Source organism: Phaeobacter sp. SYSU ZJ3003, from assembly GCF_041300735.1.
Taxonomy (GTDB): domain Bacteria; phylum Pseudomonadota; class Alphaproteobacteria; order Rhodobacterales; family Rhodobacteraceae; genus Phycobacter; species Phycobacter gallaeciensis_A.
This window is the reverse complement of sequence record NZ_PXNU01000004.1, coordinates 66,088-89,087: the sequence shown is the minus strand read 5'-3', so window position 1 is coordinate 89,087 and position 23,000 is coordinate 66,088. Positions and strand designations below refer to the sequence as shown.

The following is a 23,000-nucleotide window of genomic DNA, read 5'->3' as shown; positions in this document are numbered from 1 at the left end:
CTCGGAAAGCTGTGGGCTGTCCGGCATGGGCGGCCCTGTAAGGCGGTGGCCATGCGGCTGCCGCCTTTTTCTGTTCTGTCGAATGAGTAACGCCCCGAGAGGATTATGTTTCCTTACTGCTCCGCAGGAGATTTGCCTCTCCCATCAGCGCGATCAGCACCTCGATATGGCGGCGCAGGTCATACCCCGTATCGCGCAGCAGGCGGCATGCGTTGAGCTCATACTCCATGTCCAACAGTTTCAGGATCGCTGCCGACGGGCTGGGCCGGGCGCCATATCCCAGCAATCGGTTCAGGCTCTTCTCCCGCAGGTAGCTGCTGGCGCCAATTCTGGCGGTGCGGACAAGAAGGCGGGGTCGGTGCAACGCCGCTAGGCGGCTAAGAGCATCTTGCATCGCGCGGGTCCTTTCTGTGACGACGGGCGGCGATGTCATAACACAACTAGAACGGGTGTTGCGGCGCAGGGCATACTGGCGCGCGCTGTATTGTCGGTTGATTGATATAAATTTGAAATGAATGATGGTCGGACGCGAAGTTTTGTTTAAAAACAGGTGAGTAGGACGCGATCCCCTTGTGGGTAACCATGGGGGTGCCCCGTGGGTTATTCCCTGAACAACAGTCGGGGATCTGATATCATGGTTACACTATCTGTTTCGAAGCTGCCAGACTGGCTTCCCGAGGATGCGCAAAGGTATCTGCAGCATACGGAAACGGGGCAATCGATCCGGCAACTGGCCCGTCAGGCGGGCTGTCACCCGTCTACGGTGCTGCGGCAGGTGCGCCGGATTGAGACCCGGCGCGACGACCCGTTGATCGATAGCATTCTGACTGCGCTGGCGTGTTGGCATTCTGGGGCTGAGGAAAGCGGGGCGCTGCCGCCTTCGCAAACTGCCCTGCTTGAAGCCCGTTCTGTTGAAATCCTCACGCGTCTTGCGCAACCCGGCGCTGTTCTGGCGGTGGCCGAGGGTATGGAAACCGCTGTGGTGGTCCGGCAGGGCGATCCGGTCGAGGCGCAGCTGTCGGTGAGCCGCGGGCCGGCCGGGGCGATGGCGCTTTTGACCTGGATTGATTGCACCCGGTCCGGACGGCTCAGCCGCTTCCAGATCGCCAGTGCCGGGCGTAACCTTCTGACCCGGCTGGTCGCCGAACGCGAGAACAAGGCGCGTAGCCGCGCCGAAAACGGAGGCGCGCCTCTTGCCGGGTGCCCCAGCGGCCACAAAGGACGGTCACCACGCCCCCGGCGCACGCGTTATGGCGGCGGGGAGACACCGATGGATATGTTGGCGCGGCTTATCGACAAGAACGGTGAGCCCTTCCTGCCGCCCGACCTGGTTCAGGTCGGCAAACGTCTGCGCGAGGATTTCGAAGTGGCCCAGATCGGTAATCACCTGATGCAGGAGGCGGCTTATTTCGGCGGTGAGTCCTGTGCCCGACCTGAACCAACCCCGATGCCAAGCGCAACAGCCCGGGCGGCCCGGGACCGGGCGCGGCGGGCACTGGCGGCCCTTGGCGCCGGGCTCAGCGATATCGCCCTGCGCTGTTGTTGCTACCTTGAAGGGCTTGAGGCGGCAGAGCGGCAGCTTGGCTGGTCGGCGCGATCTGGAAAGATCGTGCTGCGCATCGCCCTGCAGCAGCTGCAATCCCACTACGAATCCTGCGGACAGGAGGGAGAGCAGGAAAGACTGATCGGCTGATAACTATGGCTTGTGGTTTTGATTGGTCGGGATAAATAGAGGCTATGAACTTTACACTGCGACAACTGACCTATTTTCAGGCGCTATGCGCCCACAGGAACTTTGGCCGTGCGGCCGAGGCCTGCCATGTCTCCCAACCGGCGCTGTCGGTTCAGATCCGCGCGCTTGAGGACGTGATGGGTGGCCCGCTGGTGGAACGCCGGGCCCGCGATGTGGTGCTAACCCCGCTGGGGCGGCAGGTGCTGGCGCAGGCCGACGCGGTGCTTCAGGCGGCCGAGACCCTGGCCCGCACGGCCCGGGATCAAAGCAGCGGACGACGTAGTCTTGTCCTCGGGGTGATTCCCACCGTTGCGCCCTATCTACTACCCGGAACGCTGGCGCAGCTGCGCGCGGTTGATTTGCAGTTGGCGATTCAAGTGCGCGAGGCCACGACAGAGCGGCTGCTGGCACTGTTACAGGCCGGGGAGCTGGATGCAGCGGTGCTGGCCTTGCCCAGTGGCGGTAATGGTCTGGTCGAGGTTGAATTGTTTCGCGACCGGTTCCTGCTGGCGGGCTCCTGCAACCGTCTGGAGCAGATCAATGCCCATGGTCCCGGCATTCGCCCGCAGGATCTGCGATCAGAGCAGCTGATGCTGCTAGAGGATGGCCATTGCCTGACCGATCAGGCGCTCGATATCTGCGGGATGCAACGTACCGCGCCGGAAATCAATATGGGGGCGGGATCGCTGGCCACCCTGTCACGACTGGTTGCGGCAGGATTCGGCCTGACCCTGATGCCGGAAATTGCCGCGCAGGCAGAATGCGGCGGTGCAGAAGGATTGCGGGTTCAGAGGTTCCCCGAGCCGCAGCCATATAGGCGTATCGGGCTGGTGCGACGCGATTCAACCGACGGCGAAGGCTGGTTCGAACAACTGGCCGAGGTCGTCAGATCGGTGGGGGAAGGGATTGTCAGCCAGTGCAGGCAGGACAGCGGGCACGCGCCGGGCGCGCCCGCTGAAGATCATGAGGCCTGAAGATCAGGCTGCAACTTCCGCCTTGGCGGTTTTCAGGTGGTTCAGCACGGTTTCGGGCGAGGAAACGCCATAGGGATCTTCGGCGTGGTTGTCGGACAGGCCGGGCTCTTCGAACCAGGCTTCGATCACACCGTCGTTGACGATGGCGGCATAACGCCAGCTGCGCGCGCCAAAGCCGAGGTTGTCCTTGGCCACCAGCATGCCCATCTTGCGGGTGAATTCGCCAGAACCGTCCGGGATAACCTGAACGTTTTCAAGGTTCTGCGATTCCGCCCATTTGTTCATCACAAAGCTGTCGTTGACCGACATGCAGTAGATCGCATCGATACCTTCGGCTTTGAAATCGGCAAAGCCGTTTTCGAAACCGGGAAGCTGGTAGGTGGAGCATGTCGGGGTGAAGGCGCCCGGCAGCGAGAACAGCACAACGCGCTTGCCCGCGAAATAGTCGGCGGTGGTTTTGTCTTCCCAGCGGAACGGGTTCGGGCCTTCGATCGCCTCGTCGCGAACGCGGGTGTGGAAGGTTACCTCGGGCAGTTTGACGCCAGCTTTCATGTCGGTCTCCATATGGTGAAAATCGGTTCTGGGCGCTGGCTTAATAAACTTGCGCAAACGCTGCAATGGGGAATGCTGCACAAGCAATGTTCAGCGCCGCATTGCAGAGATGGATGATCACAAGACTGGCACGATGCCGCTGAAGGCGCGGTTCGGCGGCGGTTGCGAAAGGGTGAAACCAGGGTTGCAGAAATGGCCGTGTCATTGCTCTGCGGCTGTGATACATCAGCGGATGAACAGTTGCCGCAAGGGAAAAACCCGTGAGAGACCTGAAAATCCCCGCGCAGCGCCACCCGGAAAAGGCGCACCGCCCCGATAACGAACAGCCGAAGAAACCCAGCTGGATTCGCGTGAAGGCGCCCGGTGGAAAAGGCTATGCCGACACCCACAAGATCATGCGGGAAAACAATCTTGTGACCGTTTGTGAAGAGGCCGGCTGCCCCAATGTGGGCGAATGCTGGAGCCAGGGCCACGCCACGATGATGATCATGGGCGAGGTCTGCACCCGGGCCTGCACCTTCTGCAACATTGCCACCGGCAAGCCGCCCGAGGAACTGGACGCCTTTGAGCCGGGCCGGGTCGCCCATGCGGTGGAAAAACTGGGGCTCAACCACGTTGTGATCACATCCGTTGACCGCGACGATATTGATGACGGCGGCGCCGAGCATTTCGCTCAGACGATCCGGGCCGTCCGCCACCGGAGCCCGAAGACCACGATCGAGATCCTGACCCCGGATTTCATCAAATGTGCGCCGGAAGTGCTGGAAACCGTGGTCGAGGCTCGTCCGGATGTGTTCAACCACAATCTGGAAACGGTGCCGGGTCTGTACCCCGAGGTACGTCCGGGCGCGCGGTATTTCCATTCGCTGCGCCTTTTGCAGCGCGTGAAGGAGCTGGATCCGTCGATGTTCACCAAATCGGGCATCATGGTTGGCCTCGGCGAGGACGCGCAGGCGGTGAAGCAGGTGATGGACGACATGCGCGCTGCGGATATCGATTTCCTGACCATCGGCCAGTATCTGCAGCCGACCCCAAAACACCACGCAGTGGATCGTTTTGTGACGCCCGAGGAATTCGCCTCTTACGAAAAGGCGGCCTACGGCAAGGGCTTCCTGATGGTCTCGGCCACGCCGTTGACCCGGTCGTCCTATCACGCAGGGGATGACTTTGCCCGGCTGCGCGAGGCGCGGAATGCAAGGCTGGGGCGGGCATGACGCCTGAGCGTCTGGCGCAGCTGACCGCGCTGCGCCACAGGCTTCACACAACCCCGGAAGTCTCTGGCAATGAAGAAAAAACCGCCGATGTGGTCGCGGAGTATTTGCGCCAACACGCGCCGGATGAATTGTTGACCGGGCTGGGCGGACACGGCGTTGCGGCCGTCTATCGTGGCGCTGCCGAGGGTCCGACGGTGCTGATCCGTTGTGAGCTGGATGGGTTGCCGATCGAGGAAGTGTCGGGGGCCGACTATCGCTCGACCCATGCGGGGCGCGGGCATCTTTGCGGTCATGACGGTCATATGGTGATGGTTGCCGCCCTAGCGGAGGATCTGTCGCGCACCCGTCCGCAAACGGGCCGGGTGGTGCTGCTGTTCCAACCCGCCGAGGAAACCGGTAAGGGCGCTGCGGCTGTTATTGCAGATCCGCAATTTGAACGCATCCAACCGGACTATGCCTTTGCACTTCACAACTATCCGGGTCTCGCCGCCGGTGCGGTGGCCCTGTGTCAAGGACCCGCAAATTGCGCGTCGCGCGGCATGCGGATCCGGCTCATGGGCAAGACCTCCCATGCAGCGGCGCCGCAGGACGGGGTATCCCCAGCCGGGGCATTGACCAAGTTGATGCCGGGACTGGTGGCACTGGGGCCGGGCGGAGAGATGTCCGCCGATTTCGCCCGCGTAACCCTGACCCACGCCTGGCTGGGGGAGCCGACATTCGGCATCGCGCCGGGAGAGGCGGAAATCTGGGTCACCCTGCGGACCGTGACCGATTCCCGGATGGAGCAGTTGACGGAGGAGGCCAACGCGGTTCTTGCAGAGGTCTGCGCGGCAGAGGGGCTGGAATACACCGTTTCCTATGACGATGTCTTTGATGCGTGCGCCAACCACCCTGAGGCAACCGAGATCTTGTCTTTTGGCGCAGAAACAGCGGGTTACCCAGCGCAGTTGTGGCAGGTGCCACAGCCGTGGTCAGAGGATTTTGGTCAATTCTCCAAGGTAGCCAAATCCGCTATGTTCTGGCTCGGCGCAGGCGAGACCATGCCGCAGCTTCACAACCCGGATTATGATTTCCCGGATGAGCTTATCCCCGTTGGGTCTGCGATCTTTGTCGCTGCAATCGACGCTGTTCTGAACCAGGCGCCAGGTGGCAACCACTGAACGAGGTTGCCGCCGATCCCAGACTATGGCGCGGGATCAGGCGCCGTCGTCAGTGAAGCGGACTTTGCCGATATGGGGTAGGTTACGGTTGCGCTGCGCAAAATCGATGCCGTAGCCGACGACGAATTCATCGGGGATTTCAAAGCCGATCCAGTCGGCGCGGAAATCCACCTCGCGGCGCGAGGGTTTGTCGAGCAGGGCAATGGATTTAAGCCGTGCGGGCTTGCGGCTGTTCAAAAGGCCGATCACGTGGTTCAGCGTGTGACCGGTGTCAACGATATCCTCCACGACCAGCACGTCGCGACCTTCAATGGCGCCGCGCAAGTCCTTGAGAATGCGCACTTCCCGGCTGCTCTCCATACCGTCACCGTAGGAGGACGCCTCAAGGAAATCGACCTCGATAGGCAGGTCCAGCTCTCGGACAAGATCGGCGATAAAGACGAAACTGCCGCGCAACAGGCCGACGACGACCAGCTTGTCGGTGTCCCCGAACTCGGCGTGGATATCGCCGCAAAGCTCTTCGATCCGTGCGGCGATGGCCTTGGCTGAAATCATCACATCGATGACATATGGACGCTGTGACATGGCTGACCCCTTGAAATTCCCGCGCGTTCATAGGACATGACGCGGCACGATCATAGCAGGAAATTCGACGAAACCATGCCCACCCATTCGGAAACCCGCCAGCTGCCTTACTCAGCACAGCAGATGTACGATCTGGTGGCGGATGTGGCGCAATATCCCAAATTCCTGCCGTGGTGCGCCGCAGCCCGGATCCGCAGCGTGACGCCACAGGGCGATTCTGAGGTTATGGAGGCCGATCTGGTGATCTCGTTCAAAGTGTTCCGCGAACGCTTTGGCAGCCGGGTGACCCTGTTTCCTGTGACGCGCAAGATCGATACCGAATACCTCGACGGTCCGTTCCGCTACATGAAATCCAACTGGTCTTTTGAAGATCGTCCCGATGGCGGCTGTAATGTCGATTTCTTTGTCGATTTCGAGTTCAAGAACGCGGTGCTTCAGGGCATCATCGGCGTGGTGTTTAACGAGGCAATGCAGCGCATCGTGCGGGCATTCGAACGGCGGGCGGCGGAACTTTACGGCTAGTCTCCTGCCTTGGTGGCCGGGGCAACCTTGCCACTCGCCGCGCAGTGACACCGGCTGACACAAAACAGGCCCCTTCAAAAAAGGGGCCTGTCTCAGGAATTTCAATTCTCTAAGTTGTTGTCTTAACTTGACAGATCGTAGGCCCGTTCACCATGGGCCGAGATATCCAGACCGTTGGTTTCGGCTTCTGCATCGACGCGCAGGGGGGTGACAGCAGCGACCACTTTGACCAGAACCACAGTGACAACCGTGGTGAAGATGCCCACGACTGCCAGACCGCCCAGTTGCGCAGCCCAGCTGCCTGCGCCAAAGACGGCGATCATGATGGTACCGAAGATGCCGCCAACGCCGTGCACGGCAAAGACATCCAGCGTGTCGTCGATCTTCAGCACATTGCGCACCAGATTGACCGCTTCCTGGCACAGGATACCCGCGATGGCGCCGATGATCAGCGCTTCAACCGGGCCGACAAACCCGCTGGCCGGCGTGATCGAGGCAAGGCCTGCGATGGTGCCGGTGACGATGCCGACAACCGAGGCTTTGCCGTATTTGACCTTTTCCCACAGCGCCCAGGTCAGCGATGCCGTAGCGGCCGAAATATGCGTCACGGTAAGCGCCATGGCTGCGCCGCCGTCTGCTGCCAGTTGCGAGCCGCCGTTGAAGCCGAACCAACCAACCCAGAGCATGGCTGCACCGATGACCACGAAGCCGGGATTGTGCGGCGGCGTCGTGCTGTTTTTGCGCGGCCCAAGGAAGACGGCAATGATGATCGCGGCAAGGCCTGCGGTTTCATGCACCACGATCCCGCCGGCAAAATCACGCACGCCGATGTCGCCAAAGATGCCGCCATCGGACAGCATGCCGCCGCCCCAGATCCAATGCACCACAGGCGCATAGCAGAGGAGCATCCACAGCCCGGAGAAGGTCAGCACAAAGCCAAACCCAACCCGCTCCACGTAGGCGCCGACGATCAGCGCCGGTGTGATGATGGCAAATGTCATCTGGAAGGCAAAGAACAGCACCTCGGGCAGGGTGCCTGCCAGGCTGTCTGCATCAACGCCGCTCAGGAACAGCTTGTCCAGCCCGCCCCAGTAACCGCTGGTGCCGCCGCCGAATGCGATGGAGTAACCGGCGACCAACCACAGAACGCTCATCAAACAGGCAATCGCGTAGCAATGCATGAAGACGCTGAGAACATTTCGGGCACGTACCAGCCCGCCGTAAAACAACGCGAGACCGGGGAGCGTCATAAAGAGCACCAAAGCCGTCGCCACAATGATCCAGGCTGTATCAGCTCCGTTCATTTTGGGTTCCTTCCATCAAGATTGAGTGGTTGGAGGCCGACAAAACGCAAGAGCGATGCTAAAAGAAGCATCATGCGGTGCTTGGGTGCTGTTTTTTGCAGCTTTTAGCGAAGCGATTAATAATTGGGCAAGAAATGCGCTCGTTTGCCCGCTTTATGGACTTAATGTGAAGTGGCCCGTTCCAGCAGGGAAAGGGCATGATCCCGGCTGGCGGCGCGAACCTGCGCGCGGCCTATGGCGCCAAATTCGATGGTCTCCACATGAGTTTCCTTCCCTTCGGCAGAGAGGCCAAAACAGACCCGGCCTTCGGGCTTGAACTCAGAACCGCCCGGTCCGGCAATCCCGGTGATCGACACGGCCAGGGTGGTTCCGGCGCGGGCGCGGGCACCTTCGGCCATTTCCCGCGCGACTTCCTCGCTCACCGCGCCGAACGCGGCCAGCGTTTCTGGGCGGACGCCGATCATCTGGGTCTTGGCATCGTTGGAATAGGTGACATAGCCACGATCCAGCACCGCCGATGAGCCCGGAATATCGGTCAGGGCCGCTGCGACCATGCCGCCGGTGCAGCTTTCGGCGGTGGCGATGGTAACACCTGCCTTGGCGGCGCGGGCGATCAGATCGGCAACATCGACACTCACAGCCCCAGCACCCCGTGCGACAGGCCAGCCAGCAAGGCAACGCCGATGGCGGCAAAGAACCCGGCGATCACATCGTCCATCATGACACCGACCGCGCCTTTCTTGCGGTCGGCCCAGCCGACGGGGCCGGGTTTGAGAATGTCGAACAGGCGGAACAGCACAAAGGCGGTGACCCAGCCCGGCCACAGGGCGGTGATGTCGATGCCGTGCGCCCAGGACGGATAGGAAATCGCCCAGAGCGCCAGGAACTGACCGGCCAGTTCATCCATAACGAATTCGGACGGATCCAGGTCCTCCTTGCCGCGCGTCATCTCGGCTGCAGCCCAGAGACCCGCGGCGGTGCAGATGAGGGTCATCGCAGCAAGCAGGGGAAAGCCGCCGACCAGATGCAAGCCATAGGCCAGCGGTAGCGCCACCAAGGATCCCCAAGTGCCGGGGGCCGGGCGCAGATAACCGACGCCCAGAACGGTTCCGATTGCTGTTGCGATATTCATGATTTCACCAATGCCGCGGTTGCCAGCGCCGCGATCCCTTCGCTGCGCCCGGTAAAGCCGAGCCGTTCGGATGTTGTCGCCTTGACCGAGACCCGATCTGCATCAATGCCAAGGATCGATGCCATTTGCGCCTGCATCTTTGCAGAATGCGGGGTGATCTTGGGGTATTCACAAACCAGCGTGCAGTCGACGTTGGAAATTTGGAAGCCTTTGTTGCGCGCCAGCTCGACGGCGTGACGCAGGAAGATGTCGCTCGCCGCGCCTTTCCACTGTGGATCGGAGGGCGGGAAGTGGCGGCCGATATCGCCTTCGGCCAGCGCGCCATAGATCGCGTCAGTGACCGCATGCATGCCGACGTCGGCATCAGAATGGCCTTGCAACCCCTTGTCATGCGGTATTTTTACGCCGCAGAGCACAACATGGTCGCCCGCACCAAATCTGTGAACGTCGTAGCCATTTCCCAGCCTGATATCCATCCTGTCCTCTTCTGACCTGTCGTTATCTGCTCTATCCAAGATCACCTCGGCCCGGGCAAAATCCGCGGGGCCGGTGATTTTGATATTGTCTGGATTTCCCGGAACGATGGCAACGTCAAGCCCGGCAGCGCGGGCCACGGCGACATCGTCTGCTGCCTCGCCCGGATGGGCGCGATGTGCGGCAAGGATCTCGGCATAGCGAAAGCCCTGCGGTGTCTGCGCCGCAAATAGCCCGTCGCGGTCGCGGGTGCCGGTGACTTTGCCATCGTGCCCGGTCCACAGCGCATCTGTGACCGCCAGAGCCGGGGCCGCTGCTGCCCCTGTGGCAAGCGCGTCCTCTACCGCATGAATCAAATCCGGGGTGATGCAGGGCCGGGCAGCGTCGTGGATCAGCACTCTGGTGATGTCCTGCGTCTCAATAGCCTCCAGCCCGTTCAGAACGGAGTGGGAGCGCGTGTCGCCCCCTGGGGCCAGGACAATCCCCGGCTGTCCCTGAAACTCCTGCCAGGCCGCGCTGTCATCCGGCGAAAGGACCAGAACGATCTTCTTGATCCCCGCCTGCCGAAAGGCGGCAAGGGTCCAGTCGATGACGCGGCGCCCTTTCAGCGGGCGCCATTGCTTGGGCAGGCCGCCGCCAGCGCGGGTTCCGCGCCCGGCAGCAACGATAAGAGCGGCAGTGGTCAAAAGGCAGCCTCCGGCTTTTGCTTGGCTGTTTAGGACCTGCCAGTTACAGAGGCAATCACCCAAGGCGGCGTGCTTAAAAAACAGGCAGGCGATCTGGAATATTGGATCATTCGGGGCCATTTCATTGTCTCTCCCCGGCGCTCCCGGTTAGAAAAGTCTCAGTTGCACAAGGATTAGGCAGTTGCCCTTCAGCCTCGGAACCACCTCTATGACACCGCCTATCGCACTCGCGCCGATGGCCGGAATCACGGACCGCCCGTTTCGGGATCTGGTCCGCTCCTTTGGCGTTGGGCTGACCGTGAGCGAAATGGTGGCCAGTCAGGAAATGGTGCAGGCCAAGCCCGGTGTGCGTGAGCGGGCCGAGCTGAGCGCGGATGTGGAGAATACGGCGGTTCAGCTGGCCGGACGCGAAGCCCATTGGATGGCGGAGGCCGCCCGGCAGGTTGCGGACCGAGGCGCGCGGGTTATCGATATCAACATGGGCTGCCCGGCCAAGAAGGTGACCAATGGCTATTCCGGCTCGGCGCTGTTGAAGACGCCCGATCACGCCCTGTCGCTGATCGAGGCCGTCGTGGCGGCGGTCGATATCCCGGTGACGCTGAAAACGCGCCTTGGTTGGGACGAGGGGAGTCTCAACGCCGCCTCGGTGGCGCGGCGGGCCGAAGATGCGGGCATCAAGATGGTGACCATCCACGGTCGCACTCGCTGCCAGTTCTACAAGGGGTCCGCCGATTGGGCAGCGATCCGAGCCATAAAAGACGCGGTGGATATACCGGTTCTGGCCAATGGCGACATTACTGGCACGGGCGCGGCCCATCAGGCGCTGGACCAATCCGGCGCTGATGGCGTGATGATTGGCCGCGGCGCCCAGGGAAAACCGTGGCTGCTGGCCGAGATCGCGCATGATCTTTGGCAGACGCCCAAGCCGGATGTCCCCGAAGGGAAACAGCTTTTGGACATGGTTTCAGAGCATTATCAGGCAATGCTCTCTTTCTACGGCATCGATCTGGGCACCCGCGTCGCACGCAAACATCTGGGCTGGTACATGGACGCCGCAGGCACTGGCCCCGTTCTGCGCCGTGCGGTTCTGACGGAGCGCGACCCAGATCAGGTTCTGGTTCTTCTTGAGGCAGCTTTGAGTGAGCAAACAGACGAGGTAGCAGCGTGATTGACGATGGTGCGCTATGGGCTTCGCTTCCGGTCCCGGCTTTTCTGATTGATGCGGAAGACTTGATCGCGGATGCAAATTCTGCGGCGGAGGGTTTCCTCAACACCTCGCGCAAGGCGTTGATGGGGAAACCGGTCTGGAGCCAGATCTATATCGATGCGCCGATCACGGATGCCTTTGCGCGCAGCCGCAGTTCGGGCACGCCCCTGTTCGTCAATGACATTGACGTCGGCGCCAGCAGCCGTGCGCCACTGCAATGCGGGGTGCAGATTTCCCCGGTGAGCGGCCACGAGGGGATGATGCTGCTGATGCTGTCCCCGCGTGAACTCGCCGGGCGGATGACGCAGAACCATTCTGCCAAATCGGCGGCGCAATCTGCCATCGGGATGGCGGAAATGCTGGCCCATGAAATCAAGAACCCGCTGGCCGGGATCACCGGCGCGGCGCAACTGCTGAGCATGAACCTGTCGGCCGAAGATCTGGAGCTGACCGATCTGATCGTCAGCGAAAGCCGCCGGATCGTGAAACTGCTGGAGCAGGTGGAGCAATTCGGCAATCTCTCGGAGCCGGATTTCAAACCGGTGAACCTGCACGATGTTCTGGACCGGGCCCGGCGCTCTGCGCTGTTGGGGTTCGGCGCCAATATGACGATCACCGAAGAATATGATCCGTCTTTGCCCTCGGCTTGGGGCGATGCAGATCAGCTGCTCCAGGTGATCCTGAACCTGTTGAAGAACGCCTCCGAAGCCGCTGGAAAAAAAGGCGGAAAAATTCGGATCCGTACCTTTTACGAGCATTCCTTCCGGCTGCGCCGCAGCGATGGAACCGGGAAACTATTACCGCTTCAGATCGAGATCATCGACGATGGACCGGGGCTGCCGGACACCATCCGGGAGGACATTTTTGATCCCTTTGTCTCGGGGCGTGAAAACGGCACCGGGTTGGGGCTCGCATTGGTCAGCAAGATCATTGCCGACCATGACGGCTGGATTTCTGTCAGCTCCGAACCGGGGCACACAGTTTTCAGGCTTTCTTTGTCGCGTGTTCCGCGCGACGTCCAATCGCAGGAGAGTTGATCGATGGATGGCACCGTTCTGGTCGCAGATGACGACCGCACCATTCGCACGGTTCTGACACAGGCGCTGACGCGGGCCGGATGCAAGGTTCATGCGACCTCATCCCTGACCACGCTGATGCGTTGGGTGGCCGAGGGTAAGGGTGATGTGGTGATTTCCGACGTGATGATGCCGGACGGAAACGGGTTGGAAATGCTGCCCAAGATTGCCGAGGACCGTCCCGGACTGCCGGTGATCGTCATTTCGGCCCAAAACACCATCATGACCGCGATCAAGGCGGCCGAGGCGGATGCCTATGACTACCTGCCGAAACCCTTTGACCTGCCGGAGCTGATGAAGCGCACGGCCAAGGCGTTGTCGGAGAAACGGACCACCGCGACCACGGCCCGTTCGGAAGAAGAAGGCGACCGCCCCGAGGAACTGCCTCTCGTTGGTCGTACCGAGGTGATGCAGGGCCTGTACCGCCTGATCGCGCGGGTGATGAACACCGATATGCCGCTTTTGGTTACGGGTGAAAGTGGTACGGGCAAGTCATTGATTGCGCGTGCTATTCACGATTTCTCCGACCGGCGTACCTTGCCCTATGTGACCGCCACCGCCGCCGAGCTGATCGAGCTCGAAGGTCCTGCACGGCTTTTGTCGCAGGTCAAGGGCGGCACGCTGCTGATTGATGAGTTACTGGATCTGCCGGATGAGGCGCAGGCCCGGCTGGTGCGCATGATGGATGCGACCAGTGATCATTCTCCGCGTTTCATGGCGACGAGCCAGAAAGACCTGGCTCCGGCGATGGAGGCCGGGGAGCTGCGCGCCGATCTGTATTACCGGCTCTGCGGGACGGAACTGCACGTGCCCGCGCTACGCGAACGGGTCGAGGATATAGCGCTCTTGGCGGAGCACTTCCTGATCCGGGCGGAGAACGAAGGCGCGCCGCACCGCACGCTGAGCGAGGAAGGACGCGAGCTTTTGCGCCATTTCGCCTGGCCTGGGAACGTGCGCCAGCTGGAAAATGTGGTTCGCCGACTGGCGCTGACGGCGCGGAGCGAGGAAATCGGTAAATCCGATGTTGCGGCGGCGCTGGGACCGCAGACCGGGGCCGAACCCATGGTCAGTGGCGCAGTCAACGAAAAGCTATCCGAATCCGTGGCGCGCCACCTGCAACGCTATTTTGATCTGCATGGCGACATGTTGCCGCCGCCGGGGCTTTACGGACGGCTGCTGCGCGAAGTAGAGACGCCTCTGATCGAGATTGCGCTGGCTGCAACCGGCGGAAATCAGGCGAAATGCGCCGAATTGCTGGGCATCAACCGCAATACCCTGAGAAAGAAAATTACGGACCTTGATATTGAGGTGACACGGCGGCGCAAACTGATGTAATATCGCCACAGAAACGTGGCCGACCGGCACAGCCGTCGGTGAGGTCGCGATATGTGGCGGTTGGCCTAGAAGGCCATACATCAGAATGAGGGCAGCCAGTGGCGCAGAAGTCACATCTTCGCGGGGGATTCAGAACGCTCGCGGCGTTTGACCGGTGGCGGAAAACCCGGAAGGCGCGCAATATCGGCACCCTTGGCCTTGTCCTGCTGGGGCCGATTCTGGCTCTGGTGACGTTTCTGATCTTTGGTCCTTTGGGGCACGGCGCATCCTCTATGTCGTTGCGCCTGATTCTGCTGGCGGACATGGTCTACATCATGGCGATTGCCGCCTTGGTGTTGACCCAGATTGTGCGTCTGTTCGCGGCGCGCCGTTCCAAATCGGCTGGCTCCAGACTGCACCTACGGCTGATCGGAGCCTTTGGGTTTTTGGCGCTGGTGCCCACGGTTATCGTCGCGATCTTTGCAGTATTGACGGTGAATGTTGGGCTTGAGGGCTGGTTTTCCCAGCGTGTTCGGCAGGTCATCGGCTCGTCGCTTGCGGCTGCCGAGGCCTATCAGGTGGAACAACGGCGTGACCTTTCCGAAGATGGCGAGGCGCTTGCGCGTTACCTAGATACCAGCCGCTCGCGTAGTTTTTTCATGAACGATGCAGAGCTGCGGCAGGTTCTGTCGCAGGGGCAGCTGCAGATCCAGCGTGGCCTACGCGAGGCCTATGTCATTGATGGCGTTGGCGATATCCGGGCGCGGGGCGAACGGTCCTACGAATTTGATTTCGAGCATCCCGATCCCGAACAGATCACCGAGGCGGCCGAGCAAGGGATGAGCATCATCCAGGACTGGGACAATAACGAGTTCAGGGCCATTGTGCGCCTGAACGCCTTTGTCGACCGGTTCCTGTACATCAGCCGCGATGTGGATGGTGAATTGCTGAACCTTCTGGATGAAACCCAGCAGACCGCGAACCTCTATCAACAGCTTGAGAAAGAGCGCGGTCGGGTGCTGTTCGAATTCGGCCTTTTGTACATCGGGTTTGCATTGATCCTGATCCTGGCGGCCATGTGGTTGGGCATGTGGTTTGCGGAACGTTTGTCCGGTCCTGTCGGTCGCCTGACCGTGGCCGCGCGCCGGGTCGGTGGCGGTGACCTTGACGTGCAGGTGCCCGAAGAGAACGGCGGTGACGAGATTTCCCAACTTGGCCAGTATTTCAACAGGATGACGCGGGAACTGAAACAACAGCGCAAGACCTTGCTGGAAAACACCGACCAGATTGAGCGCCGTCGCAGGCTGTTCGATTCGGTTCTCTCCTCAGTCACCTCGGGTGTCGTGGGGCTGGATGCCGATGGCCGGGTCGCCTTTGTGAATCGGTCCGGGGAACGTCTGCTGGATTGGCACGGGGACCGGCAATCGCTGGCGCTCGCCGTTGCGGTGCCGGAATTCGGCCCGCTGTTCGAAACCCTGACCAAGGATGGCGCGGAAACCGCGCAGGATGAGATCAAGGTGACGCGGCATGGCCGGTTGGAAAACCTGCTGGTGCGGATGTCGCAGCGCCGGTCCGATGATGGCAACCTCGAAGGCTATGTGGTGGCTTTTGACGACGTTACCGATCTTGTCAGCGCCCAGAGGATGGCCGCCTGGGGCGATGTCGCCCGGCGGATTGCCCATGAGATCAAAAACCCGCTGACCCCGATCCAGCTGAGTGCGGAGCGGATCAAGCGCAAGTTCGCGCCCAAGCTCGGCGAGGAAAACAGCGATCAACTGCAAGCCATGACCGATGTGATCGTGCGCCAGACCAACGATTTGCGCCGGATTGTCGATGAGTTTTCAAAATTCGCGCGCATGCCGGAACCAGAACGCCATGAAGAAGATCTGGTCAAGCTGGTGCAGGATGCGGTGGTGCTGCAGCGCACCGGCCAGCCGGATGTGACGATTACGGCGGATCTGCCCAATACCGTGTGCTGTGCAGATCTGGATGCGACGATGATCGGGCAGGCGCTGACTAACCTGATCAAAAATGCCGGTGAAGCGATTGAAAGCCTGAAGAAAAAAGGTGCGCCCGAGGATCTGGGTCCGCAAATTCGCGTGGCGCTGCGCCGGGCCGATAAAGGGGGATATGAGGTGACGATTGCCGATAATGGCATCGGCTTGCCAGAGGACCGCGCACGGTTGTTTGAACCCTATGTAACCACCCGGAACGAAGGCACCGGGCTGGGATTGCCGATTGTGAAGAAGATTATCGAAGAACACGGCGGCACCCTGACGCTTGAGGATGCGCCGGTGTTCGAAGGACAGAACCATTTTGGAGCCATGGCGGTGATCCGCCTGCCAGACGCCGTACGTACGGCTGAGGCTAACAGAAATACAGTGAAGGTAGGTCTGACATGAGTGACATTCTGATCGTTGACGATGAGCGCGACATTCGCGAATTGATTTCCGATATCCTGGAAGATGAGGGGTTTGCCACGCGCAAGGCGGCGAACTCCGAGGAATGCATGGCCGAGATCGGGCAGGAGCCTCCGGCGTTGCTGATCCTAGATATCTGGCTCAAGGACAGCCAGATGGACGGCATCGACATCCTGAAAACTGTGAAGCGGGACAATCCCGAGGTACCGGTGGTGATCATCTCAGGCCACGGGAATATCGAGATTGCGGTCGCGGCGATCAAACAGGGTGCTTATGACTTCATCGAAAAGCCCTTCAATATCGATCAGCTGATGGTGGTGATCCGGCGGGCGATGGAGACTTCGCGCTTGCGCCGTGAGAACACCGATCTGCGCCGCAAGGAAACCGGAGCTGCCGAGATGATCGGCAATTCCGCAGCCTTCCGGGCGCTGGTGGCGCAGCTCGACAAGGTCACCAAATCCAATGGCCGTGTGATGCTGACGGGACCTGCCGGCGTGGGCAAGGATATCGCCGCGCGCTATATCCATTCCAATTCCGCCCGTGCCTCGGCTCCCTTCGTGACGGTGAACTGCGCCAGCATCGAACCGGAGCGGATGGAAGAGGTGCTGTTTGGCCGTGAAACCACGGACCGCGGGGTTGAGCCGGGATTGCTAGAACAGGCGCATGGCGGCGTGGTGTTCTTTGACGAGGTCGCGGACATGCCGCTCGGCACCCAGTCAAAGATCCTGCGGGTGCTGGTTGATCAGCAGTTCCAGCGGGTTGGTGGATCCGAGAACGTGCGGGTCGATCTGCGGGTGATTTCTTCCACAAACAAGGCCTTGGAGGCAGAAATTGAAGCGGATCGTTTCCGGCAGGAGCTCTATCATCGGCTGAACGTGGTGCCGATTGCGGTGCCGACGCTCGCAGATCGGCGCGAGGATATTCCTGTTCTGGCCGAACACTTCATCCGCAGCTTTAATGAGGCGCAAGGCCTGCCACTGCGTGAACTGACGGATGAGGCGGTTGCACTGATGCAGACCATGATGTGGCCCGGAAACGTACGCCAGCTGAAAAACCTAGTGGAGCGGATCCTGATCCTTGGCGATGGCAATGGCCCGATCGAGGCGCGCGACCTGCCGCGTGAAGAGGAAAAGGTCGAAGACGAGGGCCGCGTCGTCCTATCCGGGGCCTTGGCGACGCTGCCGCTCCGTGAGGCTCGCGAGGCCTTTGAACGCGAATACCTGCTGACCCAGATCAACCGGTTCGGTGGCAATATCAGCCGCACGGCTTCGTTTGTGGGCATGGAACGCTCGGCCTTGCACCGCAAGCTGAAATCGCTTGGCGTTGTCACCTCGAACAAGGCTGGCGCGCGCGTCGCCCATGTGGAGCAGGAAGAAGATATGGTTTGACCGCTGCGGACGGATGACGGGGCGCGTAGGCACGGTCTGCGCGCCTACAGTCATTGTGTTTGGGAGGCCTAGAGAGAACCTGGTGTCCGGGGCGGCAGCGTGGCCGACTACGGCGTCAGGACCTGCAGGGTGTTGTCAGGGCCTTTCCAGACGCAAGCATCGCCAGTCAGCGGCGGCAGGCGGCTCGATTGTCCTGCCAGACGCTGCCCCACTTCGGCGGTGGTGCAACGCCTCAGGGGGACCTCTTGATACCCTTTCTTGGCCATACAGCTTTGCTCTAAACGCCTGCGCAAACCTTGGTTCACATCAACCGTATAGATGCCACCATCAACCCAGTATCCGGGGCGGCTCCAGCAGTTGCCGTCCCTGCAATATTGCCCGCCGGGATAATAGACGGGCGGGCGCTGACGAATTTCATTGGCCACGGGCGCCTTTTCCAGCGCGCTGACCTGACAGGAAAGCGTATCTGCCTGAAGCCTCTGCACATCAGCGCCTTCGCGGTAATAGACCGGCACTGGGCCACATCCGGCAAGGACGGCGCCCAAAACGGGCACGGCGAACAGGGATCGGAAGCGGCGGTGAGCACGGGTCATGCTGCCAGAATGCCCCGCGATGACGGTCAGTACAATTGATTTGACCCCTCTGGCGGCTTCTGTCATTCAAAACTGGCAAGATCGCGCCCAAGGGAAAAGATCATGAAGGTTATCATCTGTGGCGCCGGCCAGGTTGGCTGGCAGATCGCGCGGCACCTGTCCGGCGAGCACAACGATGTGACAGTTGTCGACAACAACCCGGATCTGGTGCGCCGCGCGACAGATACGCTGGATGTTCAGGGGATTGCGGGCTTTGCCTCATACCCGGATGTTCTGGAGCGGGCAGGGGCGCGGGATGCGGATATGATCATCGCCGCAACCCACTCGGATGAGGTCAACATGGTGACCTGTCAGGTTGCCCATTCGGTATTCTCGATCCAGCGCAAGATTGCCCGGCTGCGGGCGCGCAGCTACCTGAATGCGATCTATTCCGACCTGTACCGGCGTGACCATCTGCCCATCGATGTGGTGATCAGCCCCGAACGCGAGGTCGCCGCCGCCGCCATTCAGCGGCTTCTGGCACCGGCCGCGTTTGACACGGAAACCTTCATGGGTGGCAAGGCGCAGCTCCTCGGCATTCAGATCGACGAGGATTGCCCGGTGGTCAACACGCCGCTGCGGCAGCTGACGGATCTGTTTTCCACCCTGCGGGCTATCGTTGTGGGTGTGCGGCGTGATGGCAGCCTGTTTGCACCGGAACCGGGCGATCAGCTGTTCGTCGGCGACAGCGCCTATGTGTTTTGCCACACGGACGACGTGAGCAGAACCATCGAAGTCTTTGGCAAGAAAGAAAAACGCCAGGATCGGGTGGTGATCGTGGGCGGCGGTAATGTGGGCCTTGAAGTGGCAAAGGCGCTTGAGAACCGCACCGGACGGATCCGCGCTAAGATCATTGAGAAAAGCCGCAAATGCGCCGAGCGGGCGGCTGAAACACTCGAGAGGACCATCGTTCTGAACGGTGACGGGCTGGACCGGTCTCTGATGATTGAAGGCGGTATTGATCGCGCCGATGCCATGCTTGCTGTCACCGACGATGACAAGACCAACATGCTCGCGGCTGTGCGCGCCAAATCCGAAGGCTGCCCTTTCGTGGTGGCCCTGATCAATGATCCGACCTTGCTGCCGCTGATGGCGCCTCTCGGGATCGACGCCTTTATCAACCCGCGCTCCACCACGGTGAGTTCGATCCTGCAGCACATCCGCTATGGCCGCGTTCGACAGGTCTATTCCATTGGCGATGCCGAAGCCGAGGTGATCGAGGCTGAGGTTCTGGGAACCTCTCCGATGGCGGGACAAGCGGTTCGCGATATTCCCTTCCCCGAAGGCGTACTGATCGGCGCCGTGCGCAAGGGAGGCGAGGTCCTGCGACCCAGCGGCGAAATGCGCATCGAAGAGGGTGATGTCATTGCGATCTTTGCGATGGCCGCCGATGTTCCAGAGGTCGAGCGCCTGATGCAGGTTTCGATCGACTACTTCTAGCATGGCGGCACGCAATCATACCGCGGGCGGGCTGTTGCGTCTGCCCTTGTTCCTGCTGATCTGGGGTGTGGCTTGCATTGCCATGTGGGTGCCGGCCACCCATGCGGTGATCCTGAACGACCACCCGACGTCGCAAAGTTTCTTTTTCTCCGGCCTCTTGGGGCTTTTTGTGATCGCTGTGATTGCCTTGTCGCTGGGCAATAAGGGGCCCCGCTATGGCATGCCGGGGCAGCTGCTGTCGCTGCTGGCAACCTTTGCAGTATTGCCGCTGTTCCTCGCGCTTCCCGTGCAGGATGCGTTGAAAAACACAAGCTTCCTCAACGCATATTTCGACATGGTCAGCGCCGTCACCACAACGGGCGCCGATATCTTTGCCGATCCGGGGCGGCTGCCGCCCAGCGTACATCTGTGGCGGGCGATTGTTGGCTGGCTTGGCGGCCTTTTGATGTGGATCGCCGCCTCGGCAGTTCTGGCGCCGATGTTCCTGGGCGGCTTCGAAGTCACCGCCAAGGGGGAGCCGGGCGGCGGTGGCGCGACACCTGTTCTGATGCAAAAGGCGGATCCACGGCGCCAATTGATCACAGTCGCACGCACCCTGACGCCGGTCTATTTCGCGCTGACGCTGGTTCTCTGGACGCTTTTGATGATGACCGGCAGCAAATCGCTGGCCGGGCTAACCCATGCGATGTCGGTGATGGCGACCTCGGGGATTTCATCGGTCGGGGGCACCGAGGCGGCAAACAGCGGCATGGCCGGGGAAATGGTCATGTTCCTGTTCATGTTCTTTGCCCTGTCGCGGCTGACATTTTCCTCCGATACGGTCAGCACCGGCGACGGGCGGCTGGATCGTGACCCGGAGTTCCGTTCCGGCCTGCTGATTGTGCTGGGGGTTCCGACGCTTTTGTTCCTGCGCCACTGGCTGGCAACGTTTGAGGTCAACAGCGCCGAGGATGGCATGCAGGCGCTGCGCGCCTTCTGGGGGGCGCTGTTCACGGTGATGTCCTTCCTGTCCACCACCGGATTTGAAAGCGCCGACTGGGAGGCCGCCGGGCAATGGTCGGGGTTGGAAACCCCGGGTATGATTCTTCTGGGCCTGTCGCTGATTGGCGGCGGGGTGGCCACCACAGCGGGCGGCGTCAAATTGCTGCGGGTCTATGCGCTTTATCTCAACGGGCTTGGCGAAATGGAACGGCTGGTGCATCCGTCATCGGTCAGCGGCGAGGGGGCTGGCAACCGGCGGCTGCAAAAGAACGGCGCCTTTGTGGCCTGGATCTTTTTCATGCTCTTTGCCTTGTCTCTGGCGCTGATCAGCACGGTGCTTGCCGCCCTTGGTACGGATTTCGAAACTTCGCTGATCCTGGCGGTATCGGCCCTGTCGACAACTGGCCCGTTGACCGAAGTCGCGGCGAGCGAGCCGATCATGCTGTGGCAGCTTGTGCCCTCGGCCAAACTGGTGCTGTGCTTTGCGATGGTGCTCGGGCGGCTTGAAACACTGGCGATCATTGCGCTTTTGTCGCCTAATCTCTGGCGCAGTTAAGAAAACCTCGTTACGCTGCTCTGGCATTTGATGTTTTTCGGGTGGAAACCCAATCGGTCTCCGTCCATAGTTGGTTGTAACGAGGCGCGTTGGTCCGCAGCGCGTAGCAAGAAAAAAGGCGAGATAATAATAATGGCTTCGGACAGACAGAATCTTCAGGATGCCTTCCTGAATCACGTTCGCAAAACCAAGGTTCCCGTTACAATTTTTCTGATCAACGGGGTCAAATTGCAGGGGGTTATTACCTGGTTTGATAATTTCTGTGTCCTGCTGCGCCGCGACGGACAGTCGCAGCTGGTCTACAAACACGCAATTTCCACGATCATGCCCGCACAGCCGATCAGCCTTTATGAAGGTGAAGACGCCTCTTGATGGAGCATGACCGGAAGCGCACCCGGGCCTGGGTGCTGCATCCCGAGATCAAGTCGGATCAACACCGGCGCGATCCCGAACCCGCCCTTGCAGAGGCTGTGGCGCTGGCTCAGGCGCTGCCTGATCTCGACGTTGTCGGATCGGATGTGGTGCGTTTGCCCAAGGCTCATGCGGGGATGTTGTTCGGCTCGGGTAAGATCGAAGAACTGGCGCAGAAGCTGAAATCCGAAGAGGTGGAACTGGTCCTCATTGACGGACCGGTGTCCCCTGTACAGCAGCGAAATCTGGAAAAGGCCTGGAAGGTCAAGATCCTCGACCGGACCGGGCTGATCCTCGAGATCTTCTCGGATCGGGCGCGCACCCGAGAAGGTGTGCTGCAGGTGGAGATGGCCGCACTCAGCTATCAGCGGACCCGGCTGGTGCGGGCCTGGACCCACCTGGAACGGCAGCGGGGCGGATTGGGTTTCGTTGGCGGTCCCGGTGAAACCCAGATCGAGGCGGACCGTCGTGCAATTGACGATCAGCTGGTGCGCCTACGCCGCCAACTCGACAAGGTGGTGAAAACCCGCACGCTGCATCGCGCCGCGCGGGCCAAGGTACCTTATCCGATTGTCGCGCTTGTCGGCTATACCAACGCCGGTAAATCGACCCTGTTCAATCGCCTGACCGGGGCTGAGGTGATGGCCGAGGATATGCTGTTCGCCACTCTGGATCCGACAATGCGCCGGGTGCTGTTGCCTGATGGTCCGGAGGTGATCCTGTCGGACACGGTGGGCTTTATCTCGGATCTGCCGACCGAGTTGGTCGCGGCCTTCCGCGCGACGCTGGAAGAGGTGCTGGCCGCCGATGTGATCCTGCACGTGCGCGACATCAGCCACGATGAGACCGAGCATCAGGCCCGCGATGTGGCCGCGATCCTGACGTCGCTTGGGGTGGATGAAAACCGCACCCAGATTGAGGTCTGGAACAAGCTCGATAACCTCAGCGAGGAAGAAGCCGAGGCGCGCCGTCAGCGCGCCGCCCGCGAGGAAGGGATCCACGCGATTTCTGCCTTGACGGGCGAAGGCATCGACGGGCTCTTGGCGGATATCGCGGAAAAACTGCAAGGCACAAAGCACCAGGAAGTGCTGAGCCTTGATTTTTCGCAAGGCAAGCAACGTGCCTGGCTGTTCGCGCAGGAAGTTGTTGTCTCCGAAGAGCAAACCGACAGTGGCTTTGAAATCACCGTGCTCTGGACCGCGAAACAACGGGCGCAGTACGACGGGCTTTGATCCGTCGT

The 23,000-nt window shown here is 60.9% G+C and carries 22 protein-coding genes; 14 read left to right on the top strand and 8 right to left on the bottom strand.

All coding sequences use genetic code 11. The features are described 5' to 3' along the window. Positions 1–103: 103 nt before the first annotated feature. Positions 104–394: a DUF6477 family protein gene (locus tag C6W91_RS03360; protein WP_274834057.1), complete on the bottom strand. Its 291-nt coding sequence runs from the start codon at positions 392–394 to the stop codon at positions 104–106. A gap of 240 nt (positions 395–634) precedes the next feature. Here C6W91_RS03360 and C6W91_RS03355 point away from each other — a divergent pair, with 240 nt between their 5' ends. Both C6W91_RS03355 and C6W91_RS03350 read left to right on the top strand, forming a co-directional pair. Continuing rightward, positions 635–1,693 carry a DUF6456 domain-containing protein gene (locus C6W91_RS03355; protein ID WP_370570431.1) on the top strand — a complete coding sequence of 353 codons (1,059 nt, stop codon included), beginning with the start codon at positions 635–637 and terminating at the stop codon, positions 1,691–1,693. 44 nt (positions 1,694–1,737) lie between these two features. After that, complete coding sequence (locus tag C6W91_RS03350) at positions 1,738–2,706, top strand: LysR substrate-binding domain-containing protein (protein ID WP_274867487.1); 969 nt, start codon at positions 1,738–1,740, stop codon at positions 2,704–2,706. A gap of 3 nt (positions 2,707–2,709) precedes the next feature. Here C6W91_RS03350 and C6W91_RS03345 read toward each other — a convergent pair whose 3' ends face one another. Then, entirely contained in the window at positions 2,710–3,258 is a 549-nt protein-coding gene (locus C6W91_RS03345) for a peroxiredoxin (protein WP_274867486.1), read from the bottom strand. 260 nt (positions 3,259–3,518) lie between these two features. Between C6W91_RS03345 and lipA the strand changes: the two genes are divergently transcribed. Next, a complete protein-coding gene (gene lipA, locus C6W91_RS03340; RefSeq protein ID WP_065270216.1) occupies positions 3,519–4,472 on the top strand; it encodes a lipoyl synthase in 954 nt (317 codons plus the stop codon). Further along, positions 4,469–5,632, top strand: coding sequence for an amidohydrolase (locus C6W91_RS03335; RefSeq protein WP_274867485.1), 1,164 nt, complete (start codon positions 4,469–4,471; stop codon positions 5,630–5,632). Before lipA ends, C6W91_RS03335 begins: the two co-directional genes overlap by 4 nt. A gap of 36 nt (positions 5,633–5,668) precedes the next feature. Here C6W91_RS03335 and hpt read toward each other — a convergent pair whose 3' ends face one another. Further along, positions 5,669–6,217 (bottom strand): hypoxanthine phosphoribosyltransferase, encoded by a 549-nt coding sequence (hpt, locus tag C6W91_RS03330; protein ID WP_065270218.1) that lies wholly within the window; start codon positions 6,215–6,217, stop codon positions 5,669–5,671. 75 nt (positions 6,218–6,292) lie between these two features. Between hpt and C6W91_RS03325 the strand changes: the two genes are divergently transcribed. After that, complete coding sequence (locus C6W91_RS03325; RefSeq protein ID WP_274867634.1) at positions 6,293–6,739, top strand: type II toxin-antitoxin system RatA family toxin; 447 nt, start codon at positions 6,293–6,295, stop codon at positions 6,737–6,739. A gap of 122 nt (positions 6,740–6,861) precedes the next feature. On the opposite strand, the gene C6W91_RS03320 is transcribed toward C6W91_RS03325, so the two are convergent. The 4 genes from C6W91_RS03320 to C6W91_RS03305 all read right to left on the bottom strand — a co-directional run bounded on the left by C6W91_RS03320 (position 6,862) and on the right by C6W91_RS03305 (position 10,335). Beyond that, positions 6,862–8,043 (bottom strand): ammonium transporter, encoded by a 1,182-nt coding sequence (locus C6W91_RS03320; RefSeq protein WP_274867484.1) that lies wholly within the window; start codon positions 8,041–8,043, stop codon positions 6,862–6,864. Between the two features lie 161 nt (positions 8,044–8,204). Continuing rightward, entirely contained in the window at positions 8,205–8,681 is a 477-nt protein-coding gene (locus tag C6W91_RS03315; protein WP_274867483.1) for a CinA family protein, read from the bottom strand. Then, complete coding sequence (locus C6W91_RS03310; protein ID WP_274867482.1) at positions 8,678–9,175, bottom strand: phosphatidylglycerophosphatase A; 498 nt, start codon at positions 9,173–9,175, stop codon at positions 8,678–8,680. Before C6W91_RS03310 ends, C6W91_RS03315 begins: the two co-directional genes overlap by 4 nt. Continuing rightward, positions 9,172–10,335: a bifunctional 2-C-methyl-D-erythritol 4-phosphate cytidylyltransferase/2-C-methyl-D-erythritol 2,4-cyclodiphosphate synthase gene (locus C6W91_RS03305; RefSeq protein ID WP_274867481.1), complete on the bottom strand. Its 1,164-nt coding sequence runs from the start codon at positions 10,333–10,335 to the stop codon at positions 9,172–9,174. Before C6W91_RS03305 ends, C6W91_RS03310 begins: the two co-directional genes overlap by 4 nt. A 181-nt stretch (positions 10,336–10,516) precedes the next feature. Between C6W91_RS03305 and dusB the strand changes: the two genes are divergently transcribed. The 5 genes from dusB to C6W91_RS03280 all read left to right on the top strand — a co-directional run bounded on the left by dusB (position 10,517) and on the right by C6W91_RS03280 (position 17,740). Beyond that, the gene (gene dusB / locus C6W91_RS03300; protein WP_274839190.1) at positions 10,517–11,503 is read left to right on the top strand and encodes a tRNA dihydrouridine synthase DusB; all 987 of its coding nucleotides are present in this window, start codon (positions 10,517–10,519) and stop codon (positions 11,501–11,503) included. Then, a complete protein-coding gene (locus C6W91_RS03295) occupies positions 11,500–12,579 on the top strand; it encodes a nitrogen regulation protein NR(II) (RefSeq protein ID WP_116560293.1) in 1,080 nt (359 codons plus the stop codon). Before dusB ends, C6W91_RS03295 begins: the two co-directional genes overlap by 4 nt. 3 nt (positions 12,580–12,582) lie before the next feature. Next, complete coding sequence (locus C6W91_RS03290) at positions 12,583–13,953, top strand: response regulator (protein ID WP_065270223.1); 1,371 nt, start codon at positions 12,583–12,585, stop codon at positions 13,951–13,953. Between the two features lie 98 nt (positions 13,954–14,051). After that, the gene (locus C6W91_RS03285) at positions 14,052–16,334 is read left to right on the top strand and encodes a PAS domain-containing sensor histidine kinase (RefSeq protein ID WP_274867480.1); all 2,283 of its coding nucleotides are present in this window, start codon (positions 14,052–14,054) and stop codon (positions 16,332–16,334) included. Beyond that, entirely contained in the window at positions 16,331–17,740 is a 1,410-nt protein-coding gene (locus tag C6W91_RS03280; RefSeq protein WP_274837020.1) for a sigma-54 dependent transcriptional regulator, read from the top strand. The genes C6W91_RS03285 and C6W91_RS03280 overlap by 4 nt, the downstream gene beginning before the upstream one ends. A gap of 107 nt (positions 17,741–17,847) precedes the next feature. Here C6W91_RS03280 and C6W91_RS03275 read toward each other — a convergent pair whose 3' ends face one another. Then, complete coding sequence (locus C6W91_RS03275) at positions 17,848–18,333, bottom strand: hypothetical protein (RefSeq protein WP_274867479.1); 486 nt, start codon at positions 18,331–18,333, stop codon at positions 17,848–17,850. Positions 18,334–18,435: 102 nt separating this feature from the next. On the opposite strand from C6W91_RS03275, the gene trkA reads away from it, so the two are divergent. The 4 genes from trkA (at position 18,436) to hflX (ending at position 22,992) form a co-directional block, all read left to right on the top strand. Next, a complete protein-coding gene (trkA, locus tag C6W91_RS03270) occupies positions 18,436–19,812 on the top strand; it encodes a Trk system potassium transporter TrkA (RefSeq protein WP_065270227.1) in 1,377 nt (458 codons plus the stop codon). A 1-nt stretch (position 19,813) separates the two neighbouring features. Then, positions 19,814–21,349 (top strand): TrkH family potassium uptake protein, encoded by a 1,536-nt coding sequence (locus tag C6W91_RS03265; RefSeq protein ID WP_274867478.1) that lies wholly within the window; start codon positions 19,814–19,816, stop codon positions 21,347–21,349. Between the two features lie 132 nt (positions 21,350–21,481). Next, positions 21,482–21,721 carry an RNA chaperone Hfq gene (gene hfq, locus C6W91_RS03260; RefSeq protein WP_008204623.1) on the top strand — a complete coding sequence of 80 codons (240 nt, stop codon included), beginning with the start codon at positions 21,482–21,484 and terminating at the stop codon, positions 21,719–21,721. After that, entirely contained in the window at positions 21,721–22,992 is a 1,272-nt protein-coding gene (gene hflX / locus C6W91_RS03255) for a GTPase HflX (protein WP_274867477.1), read from the top strand. The genes hfq and hflX overlap by 1 nt, the downstream gene beginning before the upstream one ends. The last annotated feature ends 8 nt before the right edge of the window (positions 22,993–23,000 follow it).